This window comes from Allomuricauda sp. ANG21 (genome assembly GCF_040705235.1).
Lineage (GTDB): Bacteria > Bacteroidota > Bacteroidia > Flavobacteriales > Flavobacteriaceae > Flagellimonas > Flagellimonas marina.
In genome coordinates this window covers 873,215-897,062 of the sequence record NZ_JBFCVT010000002.1, presented here as the reverse complement: position 1 = coordinate 897,062, position 23,848 = coordinate 873,215, and the positions used below count along the sequence as shown (strand labels likewise).

The following is a 23,848-nucleotide window of genomic DNA, read 5'->3' as shown; positions in this document are numbered from 1 at the left end:
GTCAGCATTAAAAATAGGTATATGAAACTTTTTATACCAACATTTTTAGACCTTGGTGTCAAATATGTTTTGGATTTATGAAATAGCCATATCGTGACTGGGTTATTTACAGATTATTCAGTCTCGGTTGGCAGTCTAACCACAATGTTGTTTTCTCCCATGGAGGTTACCTGAAAAAGGTTCCTTACATTTTCGGATAACTCTTGCCAAATGGTAGCCGCATTTTGTTTGGATTCAATTTGGATGGTAAGAACTCCATTCGAAAAGGTTTTGGAGGTTTTTTTAGTTCCATTTTTATTTGAGAGTTCATGGTACAGGTTTTCTGCATTTTCGTCACCATAGGTAACAGTAGCTATGGAAATCAATATTGTGTTCTTGTTTTTTTCCTTCTTGGAGCCGAACAAAATGCTCCCCACTTTTTCAACGGTTTCCTTGGCACCTTCAATGGTGCTGTCAATGCCCTCCACTGTTTGGTCAATGTCTTTGTTGGTTTCCTGGACAGTTTGGCCCACTTGATCTACTCGTTCCGCTGTTCCCCGGTTTCCTCTTTTTGTGGCATCTGGATTTTGGGCATTTACAAAACCACAGAACAAACCGATTAGAAGAATTGTGTGTACTTTTTTGGATGTCATTTTTAATCGTTTTGGTTATACTTTCTATGGGTATATAACCGCAGATTGGTGATGTCATCTTTTTTTTTGATTTTTTCTAAAAAATTATTTCGTAAACACCTTTCGGAAAGGATGGCCGGTCCATGAACATACGGGTTTCATTGTTTTTGGTAAAATCGATTTGTTCTAGTGAGGTGGTTTCAGTAGCGTCAATGTTTAGGGGATATAGTTCATTTTTATGAATAAGGTAATGGGAGTTCCCTTCGCTTTTTGAAACAACTATAACCGTAATGGAATCAATATTCATGCTGGCATCAATGACCAACTGTTTTTTTTCATTCTGTTCCAAAAAGAAATAATTTTTATCCATGGATGAGTTCTCCGTAAGTGAAACGGTAAAACCGGAATAGGGCTGCGAATTTGCAATGAGGGGCATGACTTTCACTTGCACGCTCTCATCCTGTAAATCCCCAAAAATGTATCCTTCTTGGACTTCTTTCAATGGATTTATGGTTGATGAAGTGGCCAGATCGAACAATTTACTCCCATATTTTAAATAATAGTTGCCTTTTTGATCTTTGCCCATTTGTAACTGAAGGCCTGAAATCCCTGAATCCCCATATAAGACCAGTTCTTGGCCATTAAAAGTATAGGTTAGCGATGAGGGCTGCCTAACCAGACGTATGGATTCCGATGGAAGTGATTTTCCATTGGAGAAAGCAAGTTGTGTTTCGTCTTGCGGGCTGCCATCCAATTCATCTTCTGGCAGTTCTTCTTTCTCTGTAACTTGGGTGTTGTTCTTTTTCAAAATGAGACTATCCACTGGCTGCGTTCGAACGGAGTCCACATCAACCACATTGGGGGTGTCATTGCCAATAGGGTCGTTACCAGTTGATCTGAAGACGTAGAACAGGGTTCCCAACACAATACAGGCTGCCACGGCCCCACTGTAAATGATCAGTCTGCGGTATAGCCCTTTTGGCTTTTGCTCTCCAGACGCCCTATATTCGGCATACAAAAGGTCTAGCTTGGCCCTTAGTTTTTGGTCCTCCTTTGATTCAATGCCCGTGTAGATCTTTTTATATACCTCAAGCTCCTTTGCAAATTCTTTGTCTTCAGCTAACAGTCGTTCCACCTCACTTTTTTCATCGTCATTAAGATGGCCGGTCAGGTGTTTGTCAATCAAATCAATATGTCTCAATTCTTCCCTCATGGCTATTTTAAACGGATTATGACATCATAGGAGACTTCGCCCCTTAGCTTTTGAAGACACCGTAATTTCTGTTGGCTGGCGGAACGGGCACTGGAGTAATTGAATCTTTCGGCTATGTCCTCCATGCGCATCCCCAAAAATATGGTTGCCTCCAAAACAGATTTACAGGGTTCTCCGACCTTTGCTAGAGCTTTTTCAAGGTATTCCCGGAGGTTTGGGCCCTTTCGGGTGATTTCTGGGTTTATGGATTCATGGTCTCTTTGAGAGATGCCTACCTCACTCTGCCGGTTTTCATATTTTTTTCTTCGATTGAGCTGGTTGAGCCACTGTCGCTTTGAAATTTCGAACAGATAGGTGCTTATTTTGCTTCGGAGTTCATAGTTCCCTGCCATTACATTTTTATAGAACACGATGATTGCCTCCTGAAAAACATCCAAAGCGTCATCTTCATTACCGTTATTCTGTTCCACCCAACTTTTTACCATGCCGATGTGTTGGTACAGTTGCTGCAGACAATTCTCGTTCCCTTTCTTTAATTGATCTATTAGTTCTTGGTCGGTCATCAATGTTTTTCTGAAATGGCTATAATCCTATTTCCACTCGGTCCTTTATGGGCACATTGAATTCGTACTCCTGAATTTTTATTTGGGCCTCGCCTAAAATAGTGAAATTCGCTTTTTGGTCGGTCAGCCAAGAGAATTTCATCTGTTTTAAAATATCAAAATTGCTCAAGGTAACATCAATGGGAATGGTAGTGGATTTTAGTGCTTCTTGGTAAAATGGTTCATCCATGGTCCACTCCGCCACTTTCCCTTTGTTTTCATCCAAAAAGAATTCAAGTTTCATGGTATTGATGGTATAGGCAATAGGCAATCTGTTCAGGGTCTCAATACCTAATTTTAACCGAGTTTTGCTCAGTGAGGGCAATTTATTGCTGGAAATGGACCGAATTTTAAAATTATTGCCGTAATCCAAATTTTTGCTGATTTCCTCCAAAATGGCTTTTTTGGTATTCAGATGTATCTTTTCATCCAATGCAATGGTGAAGGAATTCAGCAGAAAGCTCACCTTTCCATTGCCCTTGAGGGCAAATTCGGTGGAATCTGACGCCAATAATTCAGGATAAAAGGCATTAAGACTTTTGAGTGCTATTTCGCAGGTTACCGGTATTCGTATGGTATCATTGGCTGCGAGACTCATTTGTTCGTTTAAAAATCCCTTTCCCACCAAAGAATCCTTATAAAAAATCTCCATGCTGGATTGCCTCAGTTTTGTTTTTACATTGTTAGGATTGTATACAACGTAATCCAATCCCACCACCAATGCATCTTCCGTGAGTCCTTTAATGGTAACATGGTCTATGGCAACAAATTCTGGTTTATTGCTGCATGAGGTAAAAAAAAGAAGTGCTCCAAATACTAGGGTTATTTTTTTCATAGTGTCGGGTTTAAATACTGTCCTTCTTTTTAAGTGAAACATAGATCAAGACATAGAACATAACATTGAGTGCTGCGATGACCACCACGTTCATATCAAAACTGTTGAAGACATCACCGATCAACGTTCCTTCATCCACCAATTTTTCATTGTACAGGTCGAGAAGTTGCACTGCTGAGGTTGAGGCGGTCTGCGTACCCACTTCTGGTGCGGGCAGTGGAACAGTGGTCAAAACAGCCTGAACCGTGTCTGGATTGAATTCAGAGGCGGGGGAGGCATCGTCCTGTAATCGGGCAAAGCCCTCGGTGCCCCATCGGCCCAAAGTGAAAAAGCTCAAGATTTCCACCAAGGTATTGTTGATTTTTGTCATTACCCCGGCCAACATGATCTGTGGCATCAATGCAATGGGCACTACGGTCATTACTTTCTCTGTGGTATTGAAGGCAGATGAAAGCCACAATCCAATCAGGGAGGCAGAAACCGAAATATAGAACATGAACAGCATGCTCTGGCCAAAAGGCCGTAGGTACACTTCTTCAAAACCTTCAAAAGTATTTAGTTTGAAATTGAGGTAGATGATACTCACAAACAATATGGTCTGCACCAGGGCAATCAAGGAAAGTACCAACCATTTGGAAAGAATATAGGTGTTGATATTAAGGTTGAACATACGCTCCCTTTTGTATACCGTAAGTTCACCTACAATCTCCTTTGCAGCATTGCTTACCCCAAACCAAACAGCAGAAATGGCCATCAGGAACATGACCCCAATCTGAAATTTGTTAAATACCAAGCAGACCAATCCCGCAATGATTACGGGTTGTGCCAATAACAAGGCCAAATTTTCCTTGTCATTGAGTTTGATGTTGAAATATCTTGAAACCAACCAATACAATTGCAGCCAGTACGAGTCTGGTTTTTCTTTTTTTACTTCGGGGTTGTTAACAACCTTGTATCCAACTTTGCTGGGTTTTTGGTAATAGGAGGTTACTGTGCCGATATCACTCATTTTACTGTAGACCTCTACAATGTTTTGGGCTTCAAAATGGGAAGTCAATAGGTTGGCCGGGCCTTGAAATACCAAATGCCCTTGAACGCCCAAAAATATAGCCTGGTCCACATAGTTGAGGTCTTCGGGTTTGTGGGTCACCATTACAATTGTAGTTCCCGAATGGGCCAACTTTTTAAGACTCTTCAGAAAACTTTCAATGGTCTCGGGATCTAGTGGAGAAGTGGGTTCATCCAAAAACAGAATAGTGGGCTCGGTCAAAAGTTCCACCGCAATGGACACGCGTTTGCGCTGTCCACCAGAGAGATTCCCCACTTTTATGGTCCTGATGTCCTTTTCCTTATCTTGGTCCAAATTTAGGTCGTTGATGACCTTATCAATCCTTTGGTTGATCTCTGAAACGGCTGTATCATCGGGTAAGCGGAGCTTTGCTGCGTAGAACAAGGTCTTGTATACCGTCAATTCTTTGTGAATGATATCATCTTGGGGAACATAGCCGATTTTTTTCTTGATCAGACTAAAGTTGTCTGCCAATGAAAGTCCGTGAATGAACACTTCTCCAGAAGTAGCCGGATTTTCACCGTTCAAACATTTCAACAAGGTGGATTTTCCACAGCCCGAGGGACCCATCAATGCCACAAAAGTGGAATGGGGAATGTTCAGGGACATATCCTGCAATCCAATCTTGTTGTTGGGATATTCTTTCTGAATGGCCAATGCCTTTATGGCACTACGTTCTTTACGGAGATCCTTAGCCCCATTCTTAAGGGTAATGCTGTAAAATGAAATGGTGACCGTATCGCTGTCCTTGAACCTGGTCTTGGATTTTACCTCCTTGCCATTGAGATAGGTCTTATTGGTGGAACCCAGGTCCTCGATCCAAAATTCACCCTGCGAATAGGAAATTATGGCGTGTTCCCGGGTCACCGTGGGATCGTCCAGAACAATGTCATTATTTTCCAAGCGGCCAATTTTATAAGCACCTTTGGAAACGATTTTTTGTTTGAATCCGTTGAACTCCTTTTGGGATTCTGAGGGTTTTGGAACCTTTTCTTTTTGGTTTTCAGTAACTACTTGCAGCTTTTGCGATGCAATAGTGAAAATCTCGTCAGGTGGAATCTTGACCCATGTATTTGGGGCTATCGGCTGTTTTTTGACCATGGTCCCATTGGAGCTTTCAAGGTCCATGATGTAGATTCCGTCCGTCCTGGTTTCAATTTGGGCATGTTTTCTCGAAGCAAGTCTACTGTCTATCTCAACTTGGGCGCCATGGCCTTTTCTTCCAATCGTAACAATTTCATTTTTAGACAGGGGAACGGACTGTCCGTTGCAGATGATGTACATTTCAGGTGTCATTTTATTGGTCGATATAGGATTGGATGCATTTTTTACGATGTTCCGCAAAAGGATGCGTGGAAGTCAATTTTTTTATGAGGTCTTGCTTTTGGTAGCGTTCCAATTTTTTGAAGAAATCCGCAAATCGGTTCACATCATATCCGGCGGCCTTGGCCAATTCAAACCCGACCTTATCGGCTTCATATTCATCAATTTGATCAAAGGGGGGCGAAAAGGTCCTGTTGATCTTATTGGCAATATCGGTAAAGCCTTCCATACGGGTCATTCCCTCAAGATCTGTGGAGAGCGTGAGTTTTGTTACTTTCCTTTGGGTGTGGAGTTTGTCCTCATGGGCCACTTCATGTCCTATGATGAACGCCAATTCATCATAAGAATCAACGAAATTGAGCAAGCCCGTGGTAATGTATAGGTAACCGCCCAAAGTGGCAAAAGCATTTATTTCCTCGGATTTAAGGATGCTTATTCGGTAGGATACATCGTTTCGGGACACATTTTTAACGATACGTTGAAGTATTTCCTCTACCTTTGGTTTGGCAAAATGGTTGTTGTCCAATTGGCCAAGGGCAACATATCTGTTATACATATCCCTTCCAATGTTTTTTTTGGAATCACTGGAAATATTCAGTGCAAAATCCAACCAATTGTTTTCCATTTGTTTATAAAAAAATGCGGGGCCATCAAAGGCATGGCCACAATCCTGAAGGACGGCTGCATGTTCAATTTTTGCGGTGTAGTCAGATAGGGCATCTTCCAATTTTTCAACGGAGATTTCCTGTGCCAAGGAAACCTGTAAAAAGCAACAGAAGAAAGTGGCGGATAGTGTGTGTCTCATGATGTTTTTAGTGTATATAACCAAAAATAACAAATGTCATCTTTTTAAGTCAAGGTTTTCGGTTTTATAAACTTTTGTCACTGAGACACCCCAAAAAAAGAACAGGGAAGCAGTTTATTAACTGTGATTTTGTTTCCAAAAAGGAATCAAAGAAAGATACTTTAAATCCATTGAAGAAGATTTGATTTATATCTTTAAGAGATAATGACCATTAATCAATGGATATGCCTGACAGAGTTGAAAAAATCCTACTTTAAAATTTCACATCCAAAAATTCAGTAAAAAAATAATAGTAGTTAGTAATCATAGAAGAACATTAGTAATAATTGCTATTATTCTTTCTTTTTCACTAAACAGCATGGCTTTGATTTTTTGAATCATTCATGCTATTGAACATTACAGTCTCCATCCTTTTCCTTTTCGCCTTTTCTTCCTAAATCGAATCTTATCGTCAAGTTCCAGTTTAAAAGAATTCCATTGATTGTCATCGGTTTGATGTGATTTCAATCCAATTGCTTCAACGTTTCCCATATCACTTTTTGGTTGTTCAATAGTTTTGATAGTCTGTCCAGTAACACTAAATGTCTTTCCTGTAATTGGTGTTGATGCCCTTCTAAATTCTTTAAAAGCGCTATCACTTCTTCGTTCTGTGCTATTATTTTCGAGAATAACTGCACGGTCTCTGTCTTGTTCATAATCGATTCGTTTGATGATATTGTTCCATGAAAATTGTCGCCCAAGGGTGCTTCCTTTGTATATAATGTTATTGTACCTAATGGAGATTCCTGTTACCCGTCCAGTACTTTTGCTTATGTTGAACTTGGGAGCTATTTTCATTTTAACCAGCTCATTAATGAATTCCGTTACATTATTGGATTTTAAGATGGCATTTTCAAGATGCTGTTGAAGCGTAAGTTTTAATGGTGGCTCTCCTGTTCTAAAAGCTTTTTGGATCTCTTTATGGGTAAGTGTCACCTTTTTTACCAATTCTACATCACTTAGCTGAGATAGTCCATACTTAAGTTCAAGTCTCCTAACCAATCGCTCGCTTCGTTCGTAATCTTTACTGTCGCTGACCACTTCCCCGGAAAACTTTACACGATTGGCCACAATATGGATGTGTTCGTGTTCTTGGTCGCAATGTCGGTACATGATATACTGATTGTCATCGAAACCCATACCTTTCAGATAATCCATTCCCAAAGAAGTAAATTGCCCATCACTTAACCTATCATCATAGGGTAGGTTCAATGAAACATGATATACCGCTTTGCCAAGTCGAGGTCGGAGCTGCCTGACCAAATTGAACTCTTGGGTCATATCCATGGTCTTTCCATGGGTAAGATTGGTGTCCAACATATGGCCTTTTTCCTGTTCTATCTTCTTTTCATTGTAGGCCAACACCCCATAGAAATCCTTTCCTTTAATCTGCTTGGCAATCACTCTTTACAATATTTGATTTTAGCATGTCCAAAATGTTTTTCAATTCTGCTAGTTGATTAATTAACATTGTAGGATGTTTCATTCCCAAGTGTACCTTTTTAGTGAGCTGGTTAATGTTATTCCCGATACGGCCCAACTCAATAAAAAGTTGTCTGTCCTCAAGCAATATTCTTTTTCTTGGCAGTGCTTTTCCCGTTACCCTTTTCCTTATATAATCGGGAATCGAAATTCCCAGCGTACTTGCATTTTGGGATAGTATGAGGTATTCGTCCACCGTCATTCTCACGTTTATCCGAATAGCCTTTAATTCTCGTATTTTCTTTTTTGGTCTTGCCATATTTTAGGGGTTTGGGGAGAATCCCCAACAAGCCATGCGAACAGAGTGAGCGGTTTTTGCTTGCAAAAACATGGCTTGCTTCATGATCTCCGATATAAAGTCCATTTTCTATTTTGTCTTTGGGTCATCAATTTGTTTCTAAGAAGAGATTCCCCTTAACCGATCAATAAGTTCATTAATGTCATTGGGATGGAACAGGACACGTCCACCGATAGGTATCTTTTTGAGCAACCCTTTTTCCATCCAGGAATAGATGGTCGGTCTGGTCACTTTGAACTTTTTGACCAAGTCGGCAATCGTCAACATTTCACTTTCAGTTTGATTTTCATTATCCTTATCCTGCAGTTTTGGAGCTAGATTGTTTTTGAGAGATTCCACAGGAACGTATTCCTTTAATCCATCGTCGTCCATGATAAATATGCGCTTCATATTACTGGTATTTGTTGATTTACTTTATTGAACAAACCTAGCAACATTGAACAGCATTTAACTTGTTTACCGTACATCAGTTTATGTATGGCAAATCAAGAAACATTTAAAATAAATTTGTATGAAGAGCAAATCTAAATCTAAGATAGGAATGGCAAGTCTCCGGCTCTACTACTATTTTTATATCTTACTGAAAACCAACATAATATTTTTATTTTTATAAATAGGTGACAATTCGGGAGACAAAGAATACTGTTAATAAGTATTTCTATCTTAGAGCAACAATTGGAAAGGAATGCAATTAAAAAAGAAAACATTAGAAAAACTTAGGAATCTAATCAACGAAGAGACACAATATAGAAGCGGCCCTCAAATTGTGCGTTTTTTTAACATGCTAGACTTCAATGACACCTACGGACAAGGATTTCCTTCCAGATGGATTTATACCGATGAAAAATTAAATCAAATTAATGGGACACCCGAATTGGACAAGTGCATCAAATTATTGCTTGACCCATCAGAATTCATTGGTAGAATTTCTGTTCTAGACGAGCATATAAAAGATTTCAACCAATATCTAGCTTTTGATAAATGGAAGATTGTAAGAAATGACGATGTAATAACATTTCAAAAAACTTCAAGAATAATTTTGAATGATGACAATCTTGAACCTACTGGAGATGAAGATGCATTTTTGGAAAAAGAGTTTAGTGAAATTTCAATTCAGTCACTAAATCTAAGCACTCAAATTACATCCGTTCTAGAAAATAGATTATCCGAAATTAAAACATGCCTTAATGCAAAATCGCCTCTTGCTGTTATATTCTTATCTGGCAGTACTTTGGAAGGTATTTTATTAGGTATTGCATTAAATAACCCGCAAAAATTTAATTCTGCTGTATCATCAACAAAAGATAAGACAGGAAAAGTCAAACCTCTCCATAATTGGACGCTCCAACAACTAATTGACACGGCTTGTGAAATCGGAATAATCATGGAAGATGTGAAAAAATTTAGCCATTCCTTAAGGGATTTCAGGAATTATATTCATCCATACCAACAGGTCAGCACCAAATTTAATCCAACAATGCACACTGCCAAAATATGTTTTCAGGTTCTAAAAGCCGCAATTGCTCAAACAAGTTCATTTACAAAAATGGCATAGAACAGAGATTCATCCGCTAGTTTAAATAATTCCATATTAAAACTTACTTTAGACCAAATTATACAATTTGAGCACCTATTTAATTTCAGATATTCACGGACACAATGAAACTTTTAGAAGAGCACTTAAAAAAGTGGCTTTAAAGAAGACTGATACACTTATTATTCTCGGCGATATTATTGATAGAGGTCCTGATAGTAAAGGCGTACTAGATACTATATTTCTTCTAAAAGATCATGGTTTTGATGTCAAATGTCTCAAAGGTAATCACGAACAACTATTTATAGATTCATTTGACGATACATATTCTAAAGTGAGTTGGATAAGAAATGGTGGCAATCTAACACTACAAAGCTTTTTAACTTCTGATATTGAAGGAATCCCAAAGAAATATGTTGATTTTATCAAAACCTTTGAGGACTATATTTTGATTGAAGATTACATACTTGTGCATGCCGGAATTGACATGACCAAGAAAGACCCATTAGAGGACAAACATTCATTGTTTTGGTTAAGAGACTGGCAATCTGTTTATGACAAAGATTGGTTAGGGGATAGAACTGTAATCCATGGCCATACTCCAATGCCTGAGACCGAAATAGCGCAACAATTCTATTCTGAAGTTCCAAATGTCATTTGCATAGATGCGGGCATTTATTTACTAAAGGAAAAAGGGTATGGTAAACTTTGTATTATGAACCTTGAAAGAAAAACCTTAAATTTCCAGAATAAACTGGAAAAATGAAAATAGCCAAAGAAATTAAGATAATTCACGATAGGAGTGGATTTGGAATAATACATGAAGTTCTTGCTGAAGATGGGAATAGATACGCAAGAAAAACTTTCCGCCCTGCTGAACGTAACATAATTTCTGATGAGGACTTAACAATGTATCGCAGAAGATTTTCGCGTGAGGTAAGAGTTCAAGAAAGGCTTTCCTCGGATTATTGCATACCAATCATATATTCAAAACTAGATGAGGAAGAGCCTTGGTTTTTGATGCCAATTGCCGAAAAAACCTATCAACAGGAAATTGAGGATTCTAAAAAAGAAGGAAGACTTCCAGAAGGCCTATCAGATATTTTGAATGCTATGGAATATGTGCATCAAAGAGGTTACACCCATAGGGATATAAAACCTGGCAATATTCTTTTTCATGAAGGTAAATGGAAATTGGCTGATATGGGACTTATCACTTCAGACCCTGAAGTGACTACCTCGTTCAAAACAAAAACAGGGGAAGCTTTTGGATCATGGCCTTATATGGCTCCAGAACAGTACACCGATTTTCAAAATGTAAACCACCAAGCAGATATTTATTCATTTGGTGCAATCTTACATGATATTTTTAATGGTGCACCTAGGAAACCCTATTCCAAACTTTCAGCTAAGGGATCAATAGGAGTTATAATTGAAAAGTGTACCGAAGAACAACCAGATAATCGGTTCCGTGATGTATCTGCATTGAGAGGAATTCTACTAAGCAAGCTATCAAAGGCTGAACCCCCAAAAGAAATTGAGGAAGAAGCCGAAGAATGGCAGAATGAAATAGGCAATTTTAAGTCATGGAATTCTCAAAAATTAGATGCCTTCGTAAACTTAGTAGAAAAAAATTCAACCTTAAAAGATGTCCTATTCTATGAAGTATCAAATGAATTTATAGAGCATATGCAAGGTGTAAGTGAAAGATTCTGGAAAAAATTTGTAAAATCATATTTAAAGTGGATAAAGGACAGTAGTTTTAATTTCGATTACTGTGATGTTTTGATTGGGCACGTATTAAAAATTTATGAGTTAACAGATGATTTATCTATAATGTCCGATGCAGTTTTTGCTGGTGCAGAGCTTGCAAGATCCCATAATAGATGGTATTGCATGCGTAAAGTAGTCCAAATGTGTTCTCCGAAAATATCAGATGTGTTTGCCGAGAGAATCGCCATCGAAATCCATGCGAAATCAAAAAGGGCTACTGAAAATCTTATCCGTTGCTTAGAAGGAATCCATCTTGATATTACTGAATATCATCCAGAAATTAGAGAAGCTATATCTTAACCCAACGCAGATCTAACTGTATAGCCCATACCCTTGACCACTTTCGCCATTGTCTTACAATCACGATAAGCAGCTTGAATTTCCAAACCCTCAAAAATCTCCAATGGTTCAAGTCTCTGAAGGAATGCCGGATTCAACAGTAACCATAAATCCATTTCAAAAAGCATTCTTTCAATTTGAAATCTATAAAAAGTCTTCAGGCCATCTTCAAGGTTACTTTTTCTGATTTCTCCCATGAGATCTTTAATTGTAAATAATTGACTTCTGACTACTTGAAATGGCTCTCTTACCCTATTGTTTATCTCAGCTTTTCTAAATCGTTCATCGTATGGAGTTGGATCCGTCTTATAGCTTAAATTTAAGTTACCTATAAATCTTCCTCTATCTTCATAGGATAACATCCAGTCCCAAATGTATTTTAAATTACTTACTTCATGTCTTTTGAATTGGATACGATTCCTATCTCCAAAATCCGTTTTCACCAAGTTGAATAAGTTTACAATATAATTGAATTCATTTTCCTTATTTAATTGTTGGTTTGCCCTAATCTGTGCTTTGAAAGAGAGATATACTAAAAAGGCAGCAAGCAGGTTAATAAAGGGTGCGGTGATTCCACCAATTGTATCACCGATTACGCCGCTTGAAGCATCAAAACTTATCCAAGTTGAAATTTTGGAAAATATGACCGGACTAAAAATTATAAGGGCCAAATAAACAACCAACCAAATAATCCATTTTCGTTTAAGCTCAATTGTGAACTTTAAGGGTTCCCTTTCTTCTTTCTTGACCATAAGAAATAACTTGTTAATGAGGAATACAAGATAGCAAATAAAAACACCTTAGCTTTGAGTTGTCCGAGGCGTTGGGAGATAAGCAAAAAGACCGAAAACTTATCTCAATGTTGCTATGCGTTTCACCGCAGGGGTCAGAGTCTTCCCATCTGGGCTGACCTCAACGAATCTTTTGAGTACGTTGCTAACTGAATTGGTGTTATTTCTTTTTGGCAGGGCCATCAATGATAGCATTATTGTACTGTTCTCACAATTGTTTTCAAAAAGTTAATACCAAGTTCTGTTCTTTCTGAGGCAGTTGCCAGAAATATTTTTTCTGGCAACTGCCTCAGAAATTTATGGGTAGGGAGAAAAAGAATTCAGTTTGCGCCAACACTCGGACAATCTCTATCCATGAGCCTCTTTCTCCCTTCCCACAAATGTTTTACATAAATTTCAAGCTACTTCAAACACATTTATTTGAATAAACATATGATTATACAAATGTATATATCATTAAATATTTATTTGTTTAAAGGTTGTATGAAGTTCTTCTCAAAATCAGGTAAGATTTTGTTATTATGTAATTCCCCAGGCTTCTTTCAATTTTTGTGCGGCCTCATAGTTTGAAATTTTGAGATAACGACGGAAAGCTTTTTCTGATTTATGGCCGGAAATCTTCATGATGAGTTGCACATCGATGCCATTTAGGTAAGCATTGGTACAAAAGGAACGCCTACAGGTATGGGAACTTATCAATTTATATTTTTCCAAAAGTTGCGCTTCTTTAATGGTTCCCCGTTTATGTTCAATTTCTACTTTTTGGTGAAGCTTGGCTGAATCCCCAAGTTCCTTTATGCGCCTGTTGAAAGTGAATGAATCAATATCAGGGGCATATCCATCATATTTTCTCAAAATGCTCTTGACTTGGGAACGAAGTGGCACTACAATTCGGCCAGAAGTCTTCTTTTGTCGGATATTCAAAAACCCATTATCATCCAAATACTCAGGTCGAATCCTCGAAATATCGGAAAACCGAAGCCCTGTCAAACACCCAATTACAAAGAAGTCTTTTACTTTCTCCAATTCTTTGTCGGCTTTACAATCAACGGCTGCAATAGCCTGAATTTCATCATCGGACAAATAGATGTGGTCCACTTCTTCTTGGACTACCTTGAATGCCGAAAGATCTATGGGCTTGATACGGTTTCTACGCATACGGTCGTTTAAGAAAGCCTTTAAGTTTTTAACCAACTTGCCTATCGTGTTGTTCTTCATTCCGACACCTCCATTTTTTAATAGCGCATGGTACGCTAGGTAATCCGTCCATTCTTGATAGAAATGATAATCAAAAGCATTGAAATCGATTATGATTCCAGAAAATTCCTGAAAGCCCTCCAAATGCTTTCTAAGTGAATTGTAATCCTTGATAACATCTTTGACAACCTTGCTCTTTTTGCTTTCTAGATAATGATCAAATTCAGTAAAAAAGTCTTGGACAGGTTTTGAATTGATAGACGGTTCACCTTCTTCAAATTGTTTCTTGAACATCTTTTTTGAAAGTGGCCTGCCCTGATTTCGATAGCTGGAAACAATTTGATTGGCCAAGCTGTCCATTTGAGTAAGTTGAACAAATTCGGAGGCGACTTCTTTCGATTTTTTCAAGAATGATTTCTCTTGACTCCAATATTTCGGTTGGATTTCTATTCCTGTATCGATTTGGATTCTCGAATTACGATTTTCATAATATCTTAATTTGATACTATGGGTTCCATTTTGATTGGATTTATCCGGTATGTAGAATTTATAATTGTACATCAGCGTGCCGCATTCGTGCCGCATTTTTCACGAAAAGTAGTGTTTTATAATGTAAAATAAAAACTAATATATATTTAATTAATTGATAATCAATAAAATAATGCAAGTTAATGAAATGTTAAATATAAGGGGTAGCATCCCGTCCAGACCGCGAATAATTGCATTATATCTAAATAAAGCCTGTTTTTATAACAGGCTTTGTTATTTTTAGCCCTTTGTAAATCCTACAACTATTAATAAATGTTATTAAGTCACCTAAGAAATCAATTTTTTTGGTTTTTAGACTTAGCAAAAGGTAGGCAACTATCTAGCGAACTTCAGAAAATTCAGCAATGTATAGAACACCCTGGCTCCAAAGAGTCCCTGCAATTAAAAAGGGCAAACTTAGCCCAATTAATTGCTCATGCCTCTACGACTACTCCCTACTACTGCGAATTCAATGAGCAATCAACCCTTGAGGAGTTTCCGGTCATCAAAAAAACGACGATACAACAGAATTTTGACCTTTTTCAATCTTCTATTTACAAGGGAAAAGACAATTACGAGGTAGCTACCAGTGGATCAACAGGGGTTCCTTTTTTTTTATTTCAAGACCAGGGAAAACGTCTACGAAACCGTGCTGACGTTATTTTCTTTTTAAATCAGGCCGGCTATCAGGTTGGAAATCGACTTTATGAGCTTGAAGTCTGGAGAAATCACAATCTAAGAAGTAAGTGGAGGAACTGGTTGCAAAACTCAGTTCAGTTTGACATTTCAAGATTAACAGAAGCAAGAATAATTGAGTTCTTAGATCTATTAAAAGCGGACAAACAAAAAGACAAAATATTACTCGGCTTTGCCTCTGCACTTGAACAAATTGCCCAATACTTGGAAAAAAAGAAGATATATCTGAATAATTTTGATATTAAAGCAATAATCGCCAATTCTGAATATCTTAATCCATATACAAAGACAACTTTGGGCAAGCATCTGAATACTAAGGTTCTTTCAAGGTATTCAAGCGAAGAAATAGGCATAATCGCCCAACAAACCCTACAATCACCAAATCACTTTCTCCTAAATCAAGCCAGCTACATTGTTGAGCTTTTAAAGTTTGACAATGACCAACCTGTTGAACCCGGAGAGTTCGGAAGAATCGTTGTAACGGATTTATTTAACTATGCTATGCCCATTATCCGCTATGATACCGGGGACATCGCCAAAAAGGGAGTGAAAGATGATGGGACAATGCTATTGGATGAAATTGAGGGTAGAAAAATGGATTTAATCTATGATACTGAGGGAAATATCATTTCCTCATTTGTAGTGTATACCAAATTTCACAAATACTATCAATTATTAAAGCAATATCAGTTCATTCAGCAGGGAGCAAAGGAATATGAAGTGAAGCTCAATGTTCAAGGAAAAGACTTTGAATTTGAAACCGAACTTATTGAAGATATAAAATCTGATTTTGGCCAAAATGCCACGGTTACCATAACTTATGTCGATGAAATTCCAGCATTGGCCTCCGGAAAAAGAAGGAAAGTAGTAAACAATTACAAATAGACCTGATAAGGCTCTACACCTTTTGCCAAAATCTCATCGGTAAATTTTCCAAATAAAGGGCCATTGGGTATTTGATGTATTTTTGTGGATTGGTAATGTGTATTGTACTCCACCAGTAGTGGCTCATCATTAGTGTTTATGCCAATATCCCAAGATATAATCTTGAAATACGGAACTCTCTTGTGCATGGCTCTAACCATATCTAGCGCCAAATTATAGTTTGGAATCTTATATCCTTCCACAGTTATCCCAGAATATGTTTTGGAAAATTTTTCCCCAGTTTTTGAGTAAGCTATTTTCTTTAGACATCCATTTTCATCAATACCACAGATAATCCCGCCTGTGGTAAAATTGTCTGTTTTGCTTTCTGGTTTACCAATCCTCGAAACTGCTGACAATATGTGAACGCCGTCTTCTCTTAGGTACGTCATGATTCGCAGGGTATTTAAGGTGGTGGGGTTTAGTTTTTTCATGGTCAAACTCTGATCTACGAACTCTTGGACTATAAAATCCTTTTTATATGATCTGAACAGCGCTGCAATGTTTTGTTTATCCAACGATTTTCCATTTTCATTTACCGTAAAAGTCTCCACTCTTTTCCCTTGACCCGAATCTATGGTTGGTTTTATCACCAAACGTTTTTTGGAATTATGACATAATTCAATTGCTTCAACTTCATTCACAATGCTTTCATCTACATAGTAAAACCCATTTATATTTTGAAGCACTCTTTTGGGTTGTAAAAATTCCTTAAACAGGATATAGGAAAGATTTTTATCCAACAATGCAGGCCACTGCCGCATTTGATTCATACGTGGACCAATCATGGCCCTAAAAATATCTTCTGGAATGTAGTCTACATGAAACGCCCCATTCATGACTGAATAGTACCGATGCCAATAGGTGTTGTTTAATTTATACCCCTTTGATCTAAAAAAGACTTTGACGGCATTAACCTCATTCTTACTTAATTTTGGGCAAGAAACGGTCATGTTTTTGATAATTGCCTTGATTTGGGCTATTGCCGTCCTTCTTAAATTGTACTCAACAGCTCTTTTTTTAAAGCCTAAAACCAAGTCAACAATAATTTGTTTGGAAGAATGATACATACATGCTAGTACTTTTTAAGATTGATATTAAACGCTAACTTTTTAAAAAGAATCACACTTAAAAATAATCTTTTAGGTTTTGAGTTGAGTTTCTTCTTAAACTTTATGGTGGACTTATTAAAATATTCACTTACACTATAAAAAGTATCAACCCCTTCTTTTTCCAAATATTTGTAACTGTGGTATCTCAGGTAAGGAGCCAAGTTTTTACCCCGATAGGCTTCAAAAGTATACATGCTGTGCAAATAGCTTTCATTGGGACCCAATTGAAAAGTGCGATTCCTGAACACAAAAGGCTTGCGTTTAATGAACATATAGGCCGCTATCTTTTCACCGTTCTTCAACCCCAAACATATTTCACCCCTTCTTAAGTCATCGAGCAAATCCTTTTCCTCAATCCCAATAATGGTATTCTTGATATGGTTTATTTCAATTTCACCAAACTTTTCAATGACAAAATTCTTATCCTCACCTCTAATTTTGGGCGATGTAATGGGACTAGTAGCTTCTTGAACCCAATAGTAGGGCATAAAATCAAGACCGATTCTTGCCAAGTTATTTCTTACGCCATGCCAAAAGAGTCCATGCCGTATTATATTGGTCATCCACTTTATGCGATAGGATAGCCCTTTCTTATCTCCTTCCATTACATGAATCTCTAATAAATTCTTCCATAACTGCCATGTCCGGGCTCCATGCCCATCTTGGCCCGAAACTCGGTTGGGGACATTATTTCCCTATTATTGGCCTCGGCAATGACATGGATTCTTTCAATCAATTGCGCATTGGTGGCCAATTGGGTTCTATTGGCATCGAACCAGATATTGTCTTCCAATCCCACGCGTACCCCACCCCCAATGGCAATGGAAAGCGAGTTCATCATAAGTTGGGTATTGCCTATCCCCGCAATGCTGTACAAGGTATCTTCTGGAACATCATTGAGCATAACTCCTGTATGCAACAAGTTAGACTGTGCACAAGCGATATTACCGAAAAGGAGGTTAAAGTACAAGGGCGACTTAATTCTTTTCTTTTTCAACAAATACTTGCCAAAATTGATCATACCCACGTCAAAGACCTCCAATTCAGGCACTATGCCCTTTTCCATCATAGTAGTCGCTAAATCTTCAATCATACTCGGCGCATTCATACTTGCAACCTTATTAAAGTTGAGAGAACTTAGCGTGAGACTTCCCATATCAGGTTTTACCCCCCCTTCCAAAGACAAAACATCAGCACGCTTTTCCAACGTATTGAAATTACGGCCACTCAGTGAGGCACAAATAACCAAGTCCGGAGCATATTTTCGTATCCCGCTTATTATTTCGGCATAAATTTCCTTTTTATAAGTAGGTTCCCCAGTTTGCTCGTCTCTAGCGTGAATGTGGGCCATTGTAATGCCCAACTCATAAGCTCTATGTACGTCTTCAACAATCTCGTTAACAGTCACAGGAACAAATGGAGTCATCTCCTTGGTTGGAATCATTCCTGTTGGTGTAAAGTTTATTATAAGTTTATTCAACGTCCTTCAATTTTAAATTTGCCTTTGAAAGCTAGATGGTTTTCATTAAAAAGAACAACTATTTCGGCATACAAGGTCATTAAATCTTTAAATGGTTTAAAATAAGTTCTCAAAGCATGGTATATTCTTTGATTAAATCCATTGCCAAACTGAAAATGACATTTCATTCTTACCCTAATTTCCAAAAATTTAATTCTCGTCCAGACCGCAAAAAGCTCCGAAAAATCGGAGCTTTTTTGTTTTAATTATATTCCAAAAGAAAGTACTTTATCACTACATTTTAAGTTCATTTTTACCTGACTTCAAAACATGAGTAGTTCCATTCCAAAGGAACTCTCCAGAAGTTCCTTGTGGTAAAACTAGGGTAGCGGATAGATTTTTTCCATCTCTTTGGTAGTCCACCGAAATAATTCCAGAGGGATGGGGCATTTCTCCACCAATCCTTTGTATTTCTCCCAATTTAGGGGCAATCCTTATTGTTTTGAAGTTAGGTGAAGTACTTTCAATTCCCAGCAGAATCCTAAAAAATTCAATGTTGGGGCTAGACCCCCACGCATGACAATCTGAACGCGCGGTTTCAACCTGCGATGTTTCGGCCCAAGTAGTAAGTCCAAGCTCTATGTTCTTTCTCCAAATATCCAACCAATCCAGATATTGATCACCATAACCCGCTTCATTCAATGCCAAGTGCAAATAATATTTGAAATAAATGGACGCCGGAGTCAATGAAGTATCTTCCATAAGCGATTTACCAATTACCCTTTTGGTATCCTCACCAACAATATTTGCCAAAATGGCCAGGGCATTGTTGTGTTGTGAAAACTGGGTCTTGGCCGGGGTATCAGCAAATAGGTTTTTGGACGCATCCCAGTATTTTTCCTTTATCGTTCTGGTGAGATTGTTGGCTATAGTGGTGTAAAGTGCTACAAATTCAGGTTTGCCCAATTCTTTTTCAAGGGCAATAGCTGATTGCAAAGCGTGCAACATCTGCAAGTCCATAGCTGCAGATGAGCCATCCTCCGCCATGGGAGCAACTCCAGCATCCCATTTTGGCACCCAATCTGTATAGTTCCAACCCGGTACGTTTTTCAAAGAGCCATCCTCACCCAAATAGGAAATAAAGTAATTCATCACCTGACGGGAACCCAAGAGTTTTTCCCTAACAAAATCGGAATCGCTACCATACATCATATAATCATATAACATTCCTATATACCAAAGGGAATAGGTTGGAATCACCTGATTCTGTCTATCTGGGTACCTACTAAGCGTATATCCGTCGGGTTGTCTTGAATAGTCGAGTAGATTAATTGTATTTTTCAGCAAACGGTCATCCCCACTATTGTAGAGCGATACAAAATGTTGAATTCGTGTATCTCCAACGTATTGTAGCCTTTCGTAATACGGACAATCCATATAAGTATCCACAGCGCAGAGACGAGCGGTTCTCCATCCTATTTCCATAATGTCTGAAAGTTCCTTTCTATCAGACCTCAGGCTTGCTTTCAATTGAAAGGGGTATCCAGTAAATGTGCCGTAAATATCATTAATGACCAAGGGTTCATTTTGTGTCTTCACCTCAACTTGCACATACCTATAGGTTCGGTAGGTAAGTGAGGTGTACTCTTGGTTATCCTCTCCATTGGAAATGATACTATCCTTTCTGCCCCAAATTGTCTTTCCTTCAATTATATCCCTATTCCCTTTGGCCTTCCCACTTTCATACAGTGATTCCGCGTAGGTCAGTGTGATAGCACTGTTTTTCCCACCGCTAAACACCACTGTTGGATAAGCGTTGGTTAAGTATTCTTGGTCCAATAAAATCTTTGTATTGGAATTTGCTTCTATTTTGATGTCCGTTGGGTTTTGGGGAAAGGAAGAAGGAACTGTTATACCTTCTAACCTACGTACAGTTGCAAAACGCTCTTTGGTCAACTCCATTTCCGGCAGAATTGAGGGCACCAATTTCCATCCATCTTGCTGCCTGAACCCATATCCAACTGCCACAGCTTCTTTGACATTGATAGCCGACGGCCATTGGCTGTCATCAAAAGACAAATCCATCCAATTGCCAACGGACTTATTATTATCCATAAAATCACCCGCACCAGCGGCATAATATGCCCGTACTTGCTGTTCAATAGGCGTATAGCTTTTATCTTCTATGACTTTCCAACTTTTGTCGGTGTTCACAATTTTTTCCAATTCCCCTGCGCCATGAAGCATTAAAGCTGTTTTAAAAGAAAATTGGGCCACAGCCCGTAAATCGGCCTCGTTCCATACTTGGACGGAAAGTATGTTTTCTCCCTGCTTTAATTCGGGAGCAATATCAACCTTTTGATAATTCCAGTGCTCTATATCCCCCCAATTGGGTCCTAGGGAAACCAAGGCGCCATTCACAAAAAGTTTATACCGATTATCTGCCGAAATAAAGATTTCAAATTCGTTTGGCACCTGTTCCAACCTAAAGGTTTTGCGGAAGAGATAAAGACCGGCTTCTTCGAGGTCTACATTGGGCATGGTAATCCAGTTAGGGCTCCATTTTTCTGCAGGGGTAGCGTCCGATTGTCCCAATAAAGTCTGTGCAGCACAAAAAAGCAATAGTATCAGTAAATTTCTCATAGGTTTATGTAAAGTGGAGGTAGTTCTAAATACTTCAAATTTTTAATTTGGTGTTTGATTTTTGTCTTATCAATAGCTATTGGACTTTATAAAAACGGCTGATCATATAATCGTTTTCCAGTAGCCTTGTACATGGCATTGGCCAGTGCAGGGAACACGGGAGGAAATGCCGGTTCGCCCAACCCCGTGGGATCTATTTGGTTTTGCACAAAATGAACTTCAATTTCTTTCGGTGCTTCTTTCATTCTAATCATGCGATATTGATCAAAATTTCGCTTATTAGGCCTGCCATCCTTAAAGGTCAACGAACCAAAAAGGGCATTACCAATTCCATCCACAATGGCACCTTCCAACAAATTTGTGGCTGCATCTGGGTTGACCACAATGCCACAATCCACTGCGCAATACACTTTTTGGACTTGGGGTAGACCATCTACCAGGACAAGGTCCACCACTTGCGCCGCATAAGAGTTATGACAAAAATAGGCTGCCACGCCACGGAAGACTCCAGGTTTTTCTTCCCCCCAATTTGATGTATCCCGCACCAATTCCAAAACACCCTTGTATCTAGCAGGGTCATAGTCATTGTTTTCGGCAATAGGATTATTTTCGGCACGCGTCAACAACTCTAATCTAAATGCAATGGGGTCCTTTCTCATGGTCTCCGCAAGTTCATCCAAAAATGACTGTTCGGCACAAGCCATAAAATTTGAGCTGGGCGCCCTAAAAGACCCAACCGTGATATTGGAAGGAACCACCCAGCTTTCTGCAGCATAATTATCCAAAGTTCCTGCTGGAAATCGATTGGGATACAAAGGGCTTTCCGGAATGCCGCCTGCATTGATGTACAATCCTGTTAGATTATTATGGGCATCGAGTGCTGCTTTGTAGGTAGCACGATAGGTAGGCCTATAAATCCCAGAGGTCATATCATCTTCACGGGAGTAGATCAATTTTACGGGAGCTCCCATACGCTGGGAAATTATTCCAGCTTCCACCAACCAATGGGCATAGGACCTTCTACCATAGCCCCCGCCCAATCGAGTCATTTGAATATCAATTTTTTCCAAAGGAATGCCCAAACGGGCAGATAGGGTCTTTTCCGTAAATTCAGGTTTCTGAAGTGGCCCGGCAAGTTCTGCCCTATCTTCCTTTACATCCGCAAAAAAATTCATGGGTTCCATGCAATTATGAGCCAAAAAAGGTGCGGTGTAGGAACGCTCTAATACTTGTGACGCATTACGCAATGCATTTTCAGGATTTCCGTCTTTCCTCTCTAGATTCCCTTTTTGGTTGGACATTTCTTCCTTTTTCCTTTCATGGTCTGGTGTACTTTCCAATCCTGCTGGAAAAAACAGGGTTTGTTCAGTTCCAAACCGGTCCCTTGTTATGGTCGTACCGGAATTTGGTTCCCATTCCACCTTATCCGTCAGTGCATTTTTGGCGTTCATCACTTCCCAGGTGGAATCTCCAACAATAACCACTGAATCCAAAAAAGAACAGGTATCAAAAAACTGCCATTTATAGTCCTCATTATAGGTTTTTATTGAAAAAACATCTTGTATTCCGGGCATATTAATCACAGTCGACGCATCAAAATCCTTTAGCTTCATCCCGAAGGCTGGAGGATGGATAAGCATGGCGATCAGCATACCTTCTTTTTGCCAATCTATACCGAATAGTGGTTTGCCGGTCACAATCTTCTGAGCATCAACATTCTTTTGAGACGTTCCGATTAAGGTAAATTCATCTATTTCTTTTAAAGGAACCGTTTCTGGAACCGAAACTTGAGAAGCCGCTGTTGCCAATTCCCCATAGTCTGCTTTTTTACCACTTCCTGAATGAAACACCTCCCCTTTTTGGGCGGATATTTCCTCAATAGGCACCTCCCAAAGTTCGGAAGCTGCCTGCATCAACATATATTTTGCTGAGGCCCCTGCTTGCCGCAAGTGTACCCAGCTTTGCCGTAATGCTTGACTCCCTCCAATAAATTGACGGGTATATCTATCTGTATCTAAAGGTGCTTGTTCAACCATTACCCTTTCCCAGTCCGCATCCAATTCTTCAGCCACAATCATGGGCATGGAGGTCTTTACGTTTTGACCACCTTCGGGATTGGGAGACATAATGGTCACCGTCCCGTTTTCATTTATTTTGATGTAGCCGTTTAGCTCAATCCAATTCTGGGGAGATCCCTCAATTTTGTCTTTACAGGACAGCATCCAACTAAACCCCAACAACATTCCTCCTCCTGCCAAGGTCGAAGATTTTAGAAACAAGCGTCTGTCCATTTGGGTCTTCATCTTATTAATTTTGAAATTAAACTTCTATCAACGTAGTTAATTCGTAATTCCTTTAAAATTACGAATTTGGTTTAACACAAAGTGCCTAACATATTGTGTTGTTTTGTGTAGATATGCCAAAAGTTTGCCCTGAGCTATTCAATAGCTACAAAGTGTAAAGATTTTTAAGAAATAGGGTCAACCAAACGTTATAAAAAATATAAAACCCAGCAAAATTGGGATATACGGCTAGCATGCCTTATCTTTGCACCGATGAAAATCAAGCTCCACGA

Annotated in this window: 20 protein-coding genes; 4 read left to right on the top strand and 16 right to left on the bottom strand. The window is 38.8% G+C overall.

The window, feature by feature from the left end; translation table 11 throughout:
• Positions 1-113 precede the first annotated feature (113 nt).
• The 9 genes from AB1A65_RS06340 to AB1A65_RS06300 form a co-directional block, all read right to left on the bottom strand.
• Positions 114-632, bottom strand: coding sequence for a hypothetical protein (locus AB1A65_RS06340; protein ID WP_366586865.1), 519 nt, complete (start codon positions 630-632; stop codon positions 114-116).
• Between the two features lie 76 nt (positions 633-708).
• The gene (locus AB1A65_RS06335; protein WP_366586863.1) at positions 709-1,824 is read right to left on the bottom strand and encodes a hypothetical protein; all 1,116 of its coding nucleotides are present in this window, start codon (positions 1,822-1,824) and stop codon (positions 709-711) included.
• Positions 1,825-1,826: 2 nt separating this feature from the next.
• The gene (locus AB1A65_RS06330; RefSeq protein ID WP_366586860.1) at positions 1,827-2,387 is read right to left on the bottom strand and encodes a sigma-70 family RNA polymerase sigma factor; all 561 of its coding nucleotides are present in this window, start codon (positions 2,385-2,387) and stop codon (positions 1,827-1,829) included.
• 19 nt (positions 2,388-2,406) lie between these two features.
• Positions 2,407-3,261, bottom strand: coding sequence for an LEA type 2 family protein (locus AB1A65_RS06325; RefSeq protein WP_366586857.1), 855 nt, complete (start codon positions 3,259-3,261; stop codon positions 2,407-2,409).
• Between the two features lie 10 nt (positions 3,262-3,271).
• Positions 3,272-5,614: an ATP-binding cassette domain-containing protein gene (locus AB1A65_RS06320; protein ID WP_366586855.1), complete on the bottom strand. Its 2,343-nt coding sequence runs from the start codon at positions 5,612-5,614 to the stop codon at positions 3,272-3,274.
• Between the two features lie 13 nt (positions 5,615-5,627).
• The gene (locus tag AB1A65_RS06315; protein ID WP_067036009.1) at positions 5,628-6,458 is read right to left on the bottom strand and encodes a M48 family metallopeptidase; all 831 of its coding nucleotides are present in this window, start codon (positions 6,456-6,458) and stop codon (positions 5,628-5,630) included.
• A 396-nt stretch (positions 6,459-6,854) separates the two neighbouring features.
• Positions 6,855-7,901, bottom strand: coding sequence for a relaxase/mobilization nuclease domain-containing protein (locus AB1A65_RS06310; protein WP_366586853.1), 1,047 nt, complete (start codon positions 7,899-7,901; stop codon positions 6,855-6,857).
• Positions 7,882-8,238 (bottom strand): plasmid mobilization relaxosome protein MobC, encoded by a 357-nt coding sequence (mobC, locus tag AB1A65_RS06305; protein WP_366586850.1) that lies wholly within the window; start codon positions 8,236-8,238, stop codon positions 7,882-7,884. Before mobC ends, AB1A65_RS06310 begins: the two co-directional genes overlap by 20 nt.
• A gap of 138 nt (positions 8,239-8,376) precedes the next feature.
• Positions 8,377-8,667: a helix-turn-helix domain-containing protein gene (locus tag AB1A65_RS06300; protein WP_366586847.1), complete on the bottom strand. Its 291-nt coding sequence runs from the start codon at positions 8,665-8,667 to the stop codon at positions 8,377-8,379.
• A 295-nt stretch (positions 8,668-8,962) separates the two neighbouring features.
• On the opposite strand from AB1A65_RS06300, the gene AB1A65_RS06295 reads away from it, so the two are divergent.
• The 3 genes from AB1A65_RS06295 to AB1A65_RS06285 all read left to right on the top strand — a co-directional run bounded on the left by AB1A65_RS06295 (position 8,963) and on the right by AB1A65_RS06285 (position 11,884).
• The gene (locus AB1A65_RS06295) at positions 8,963-9,832 is read left to right on the top strand and encodes a hypothetical protein (protein ID WP_366586845.1); all 870 of its coding nucleotides are present in this window, start codon (positions 8,963-8,965) and stop codon (positions 9,830-9,832) included.
• 67 nt (positions 9,833-9,899) lie between these two features.
• Entirely contained in the window at positions 9,900-10,577 is a 678-nt protein-coding gene (locus AB1A65_RS06290; protein ID WP_366586843.1) for a metallophosphoesterase family protein, read from the top strand.
• Positions 10,574-11,884 (top strand): protein kinase, encoded by a 1,311-nt coding sequence (locus tag AB1A65_RS06285; RefSeq protein ID WP_366586840.1) that lies wholly within the window; start codon positions 10,574-10,576, stop codon positions 11,882-11,884. Before AB1A65_RS06290 ends, AB1A65_RS06285 begins: the two co-directional genes overlap by 4 nt.
• Here AB1A65_RS06285 and AB1A65_RS06280 read toward each other — a convergent pair.
• Both AB1A65_RS06280 and AB1A65_RS06275 read right to left on the bottom strand, forming a co-directional pair.
• A complete protein-coding gene (locus AB1A65_RS06280; protein ID WP_366586838.1) occupies positions 11,881-12,675 on the bottom strand; it encodes a hypothetical protein in 795 nt (264 codons plus the stop codon). The two genes, AB1A65_RS06285 and AB1A65_RS06280, sit on opposite strands and share 4 nt — an antisense overlap.
• 558 nt (positions 12,676-13,233) lie before the next feature.
• Positions 13,234-14,496, bottom strand: coding sequence for a tyrosine-type recombinase/integrase (locus AB1A65_RS06275; RefSeq protein ID WP_366586836.1), 1,263 nt, complete (start codon positions 14,494-14,496; stop codon positions 13,234-13,236).
• A gap of 216 nt (positions 14,497-14,712) precedes the next feature.
• On the opposite strand from AB1A65_RS06275, the gene AB1A65_RS06270 reads away from it, so the two are divergent.
• A complete protein-coding gene (locus tag AB1A65_RS06270; protein ID WP_366586833.1) occupies positions 14,713-16,020 on the top strand; it encodes a CoF synthetase in 1,308 nt (435 codons plus the stop codon).
• Here the strand turns inward: AB1A65_RS06270 and AB1A65_RS06265 are convergent.
• The 5 genes from AB1A65_RS06265 to AB1A65_RS06245 all read right to left on the bottom strand — a co-directional run bounded on the left by AB1A65_RS06265 (position 16,011) and on the right by AB1A65_RS06245 (position 23,576).
• Positions 16,011-17,129 (bottom strand): sugar-transfer associated ATP-grasp domain-containing protein, encoded by a 1,119-nt coding sequence (locus AB1A65_RS06265; RefSeq protein WP_366586830.1) that lies wholly within the window; start codon positions 17,127-17,129, stop codon positions 16,011-16,013. The genes AB1A65_RS06270 and AB1A65_RS06265 overlap by 10 nt on opposite strands.
• A gap of 5 nt (positions 17,130-17,134) precedes the next feature.
• Complete coding sequence (locus AB1A65_RS06260) at positions 17,135-17,776, bottom strand: GNAT family N-acetyltransferase (protein ID WP_366586827.1); 642 nt, start codon at positions 17,774-17,776, stop codon at positions 17,135-17,137.
• An 11-nt stretch (positions 17,777-17,787) separates the two neighbouring features.
• Positions 17,788-18,651, bottom strand: a complete 864-nt coding sequence (locus AB1A65_RS06255; RefSeq protein ID WP_366586825.1) for a 3-keto-5-aminohexanoate cleavage protein — start codon at positions 18,649-18,651, stop codon at positions 17,788-17,790.
• A gap of 273 nt (positions 18,652-18,924) precedes the next feature.
• Positions 18,925-21,273: a family 78 glycoside hydrolase catalytic domain gene (locus AB1A65_RS06250; protein WP_366586823.1), complete on the bottom strand. Its 2,349-nt coding sequence runs from the start codon at positions 21,271-21,273 to the stop codon at positions 18,925-18,927.
• 86 nt (positions 21,274-21,359) lie between these two features.
• Positions 21,360-23,576 (bottom strand): molybdopterin cofactor-binding domain-containing protein, encoded by a 2,217-nt coding sequence (locus tag AB1A65_RS06245; RefSeq protein ID WP_366586820.1) that lies wholly within the window; start codon positions 23,574-23,576, stop codon positions 21,360-21,362.
• Between the last annotated feature and the right edge of the window lie 272 nt (positions 23,577-23,848).

What these genes read in the sequence shown, in the direction of transcription:
- AB1A65_RS06315 (WP_067036009.1), bottom strand. Translation starts at nt 6,458, where the DNA reads ATGAGACACACACTATCCGCCACTTTCTTCTGTTGCTTTTTACAGGTT.
- AB1A65_RS06285 (WP_366586840.1), top strand. Translation starts at nt 10,574, where the DNA reads ATGAAAATAGCCAAAGAAATTAAGATAATTCACGATAGGAGTGGATTT.
- AB1A65_RS06340 (WP_366586865.1), bottom strand. Translation starts at nt 632, where the DNA reads ATGACATCCAAAAAAGTACACACAATTCTTCTAATCGGTTTGTTCTGT.
- AB1A65_RS06335 (WP_366586863.1), bottom strand. Translation starts at nt 1,824, where the DNA reads ATGAGGGAAGAATTGAGACATATTGATTTGATTGACAAACACCTGACC.
- AB1A65_RS06330 (WP_366586860.1), bottom strand. Translation starts at nt 2,387, where the DNA reads ATGACCGACCAAGAACTAATAGATCAATTAAAGAAAGGGAACGAGAAT.
- AB1A65_RS06300 (WP_366586847.1), bottom strand. Translation starts at nt 8,667, where the DNA reads ATGAAGCGCATATTTATCATGGACGACGATGGATTAAAGGAATACGTT.
- AB1A65_RS06270 (WP_366586833.1), top strand. Translation starts at nt 14,713, where the DNA reads ATGTTATTAAGTCACCTAAGAAATCAATTTTTTTGGTTTTTAGACTTA.
- AB1A65_RS06265 (WP_366586830.1), bottom strand. Translation starts at nt 17,129, where the DNA reads ATGTATCATTCTTCCAAACAAATTATTGTTGACTTGGTTTTAGGCTTT.
- AB1A65_RS06295 (WP_366586845.1), top strand. Translation starts at nt 8,963, where the DNA reads ATGCAATTAAAAAAGAAAACATTAGAAAAACTTAGGAATCTAATCAAC.
- AB1A65_RS06280 (WP_366586838.1), bottom strand. Translation starts at nt 12,675, where the DNA reads ATGGTCAAGAAAGAAGAAAGGGAACCCTTAAAGTTCACAATTGAGCTT.
- AB1A65_RS06320 (WP_366586855.1), bottom strand. Translation starts at nt 5,614, where the DNA reads ATGTACATCATCTGCAACGGACAGTCCGTTCCCCTGTCTAAAAATGAA.
- AB1A65_RS06325 (WP_366586857.1), bottom strand. Translation starts at nt 3,261, where the DNA reads ATGAAAAAAATAACCCTAGTATTTGGAGCACTTCTTTTTTTTACCTCA.
- AB1A65_RS06260 (WP_366586827.1), bottom strand. Translation starts at nt 17,776, where the DNA reads ATGGAAGGAGATAAGAAAGGGCTATCCTATCGCATAAAGTGGATGACC.
- AB1A65_RS06275 (WP_366586836.1), bottom strand. Translation starts at nt 14,496, where the DNA reads ATGCGGCACGAATGCGGCACGCTGATGTACAATTATAAATTCTACATA.
- AB1A65_RS06250 (WP_366586823.1), bottom strand. Translation starts at nt 21,273, where the DNA reads ATGAGAAATTTACTGATACTATTGCTTTTTTGTGCTGCACAGACTTTA.
- mobC (WP_366586850.1), bottom strand. Translation starts at nt 8,238, where the DNA reads ATGGCAAGACCAAAAAAGAAAATACGAGAATTAAAGGCTATTCGGATA.
- AB1A65_RS06245 (WP_366586820.1), bottom strand. Translation starts at nt 23,576, where the DNA reads ATGAAGACCCAAATGGACAGACGCTTGTTTCTAAAATCTTCGACCTTG.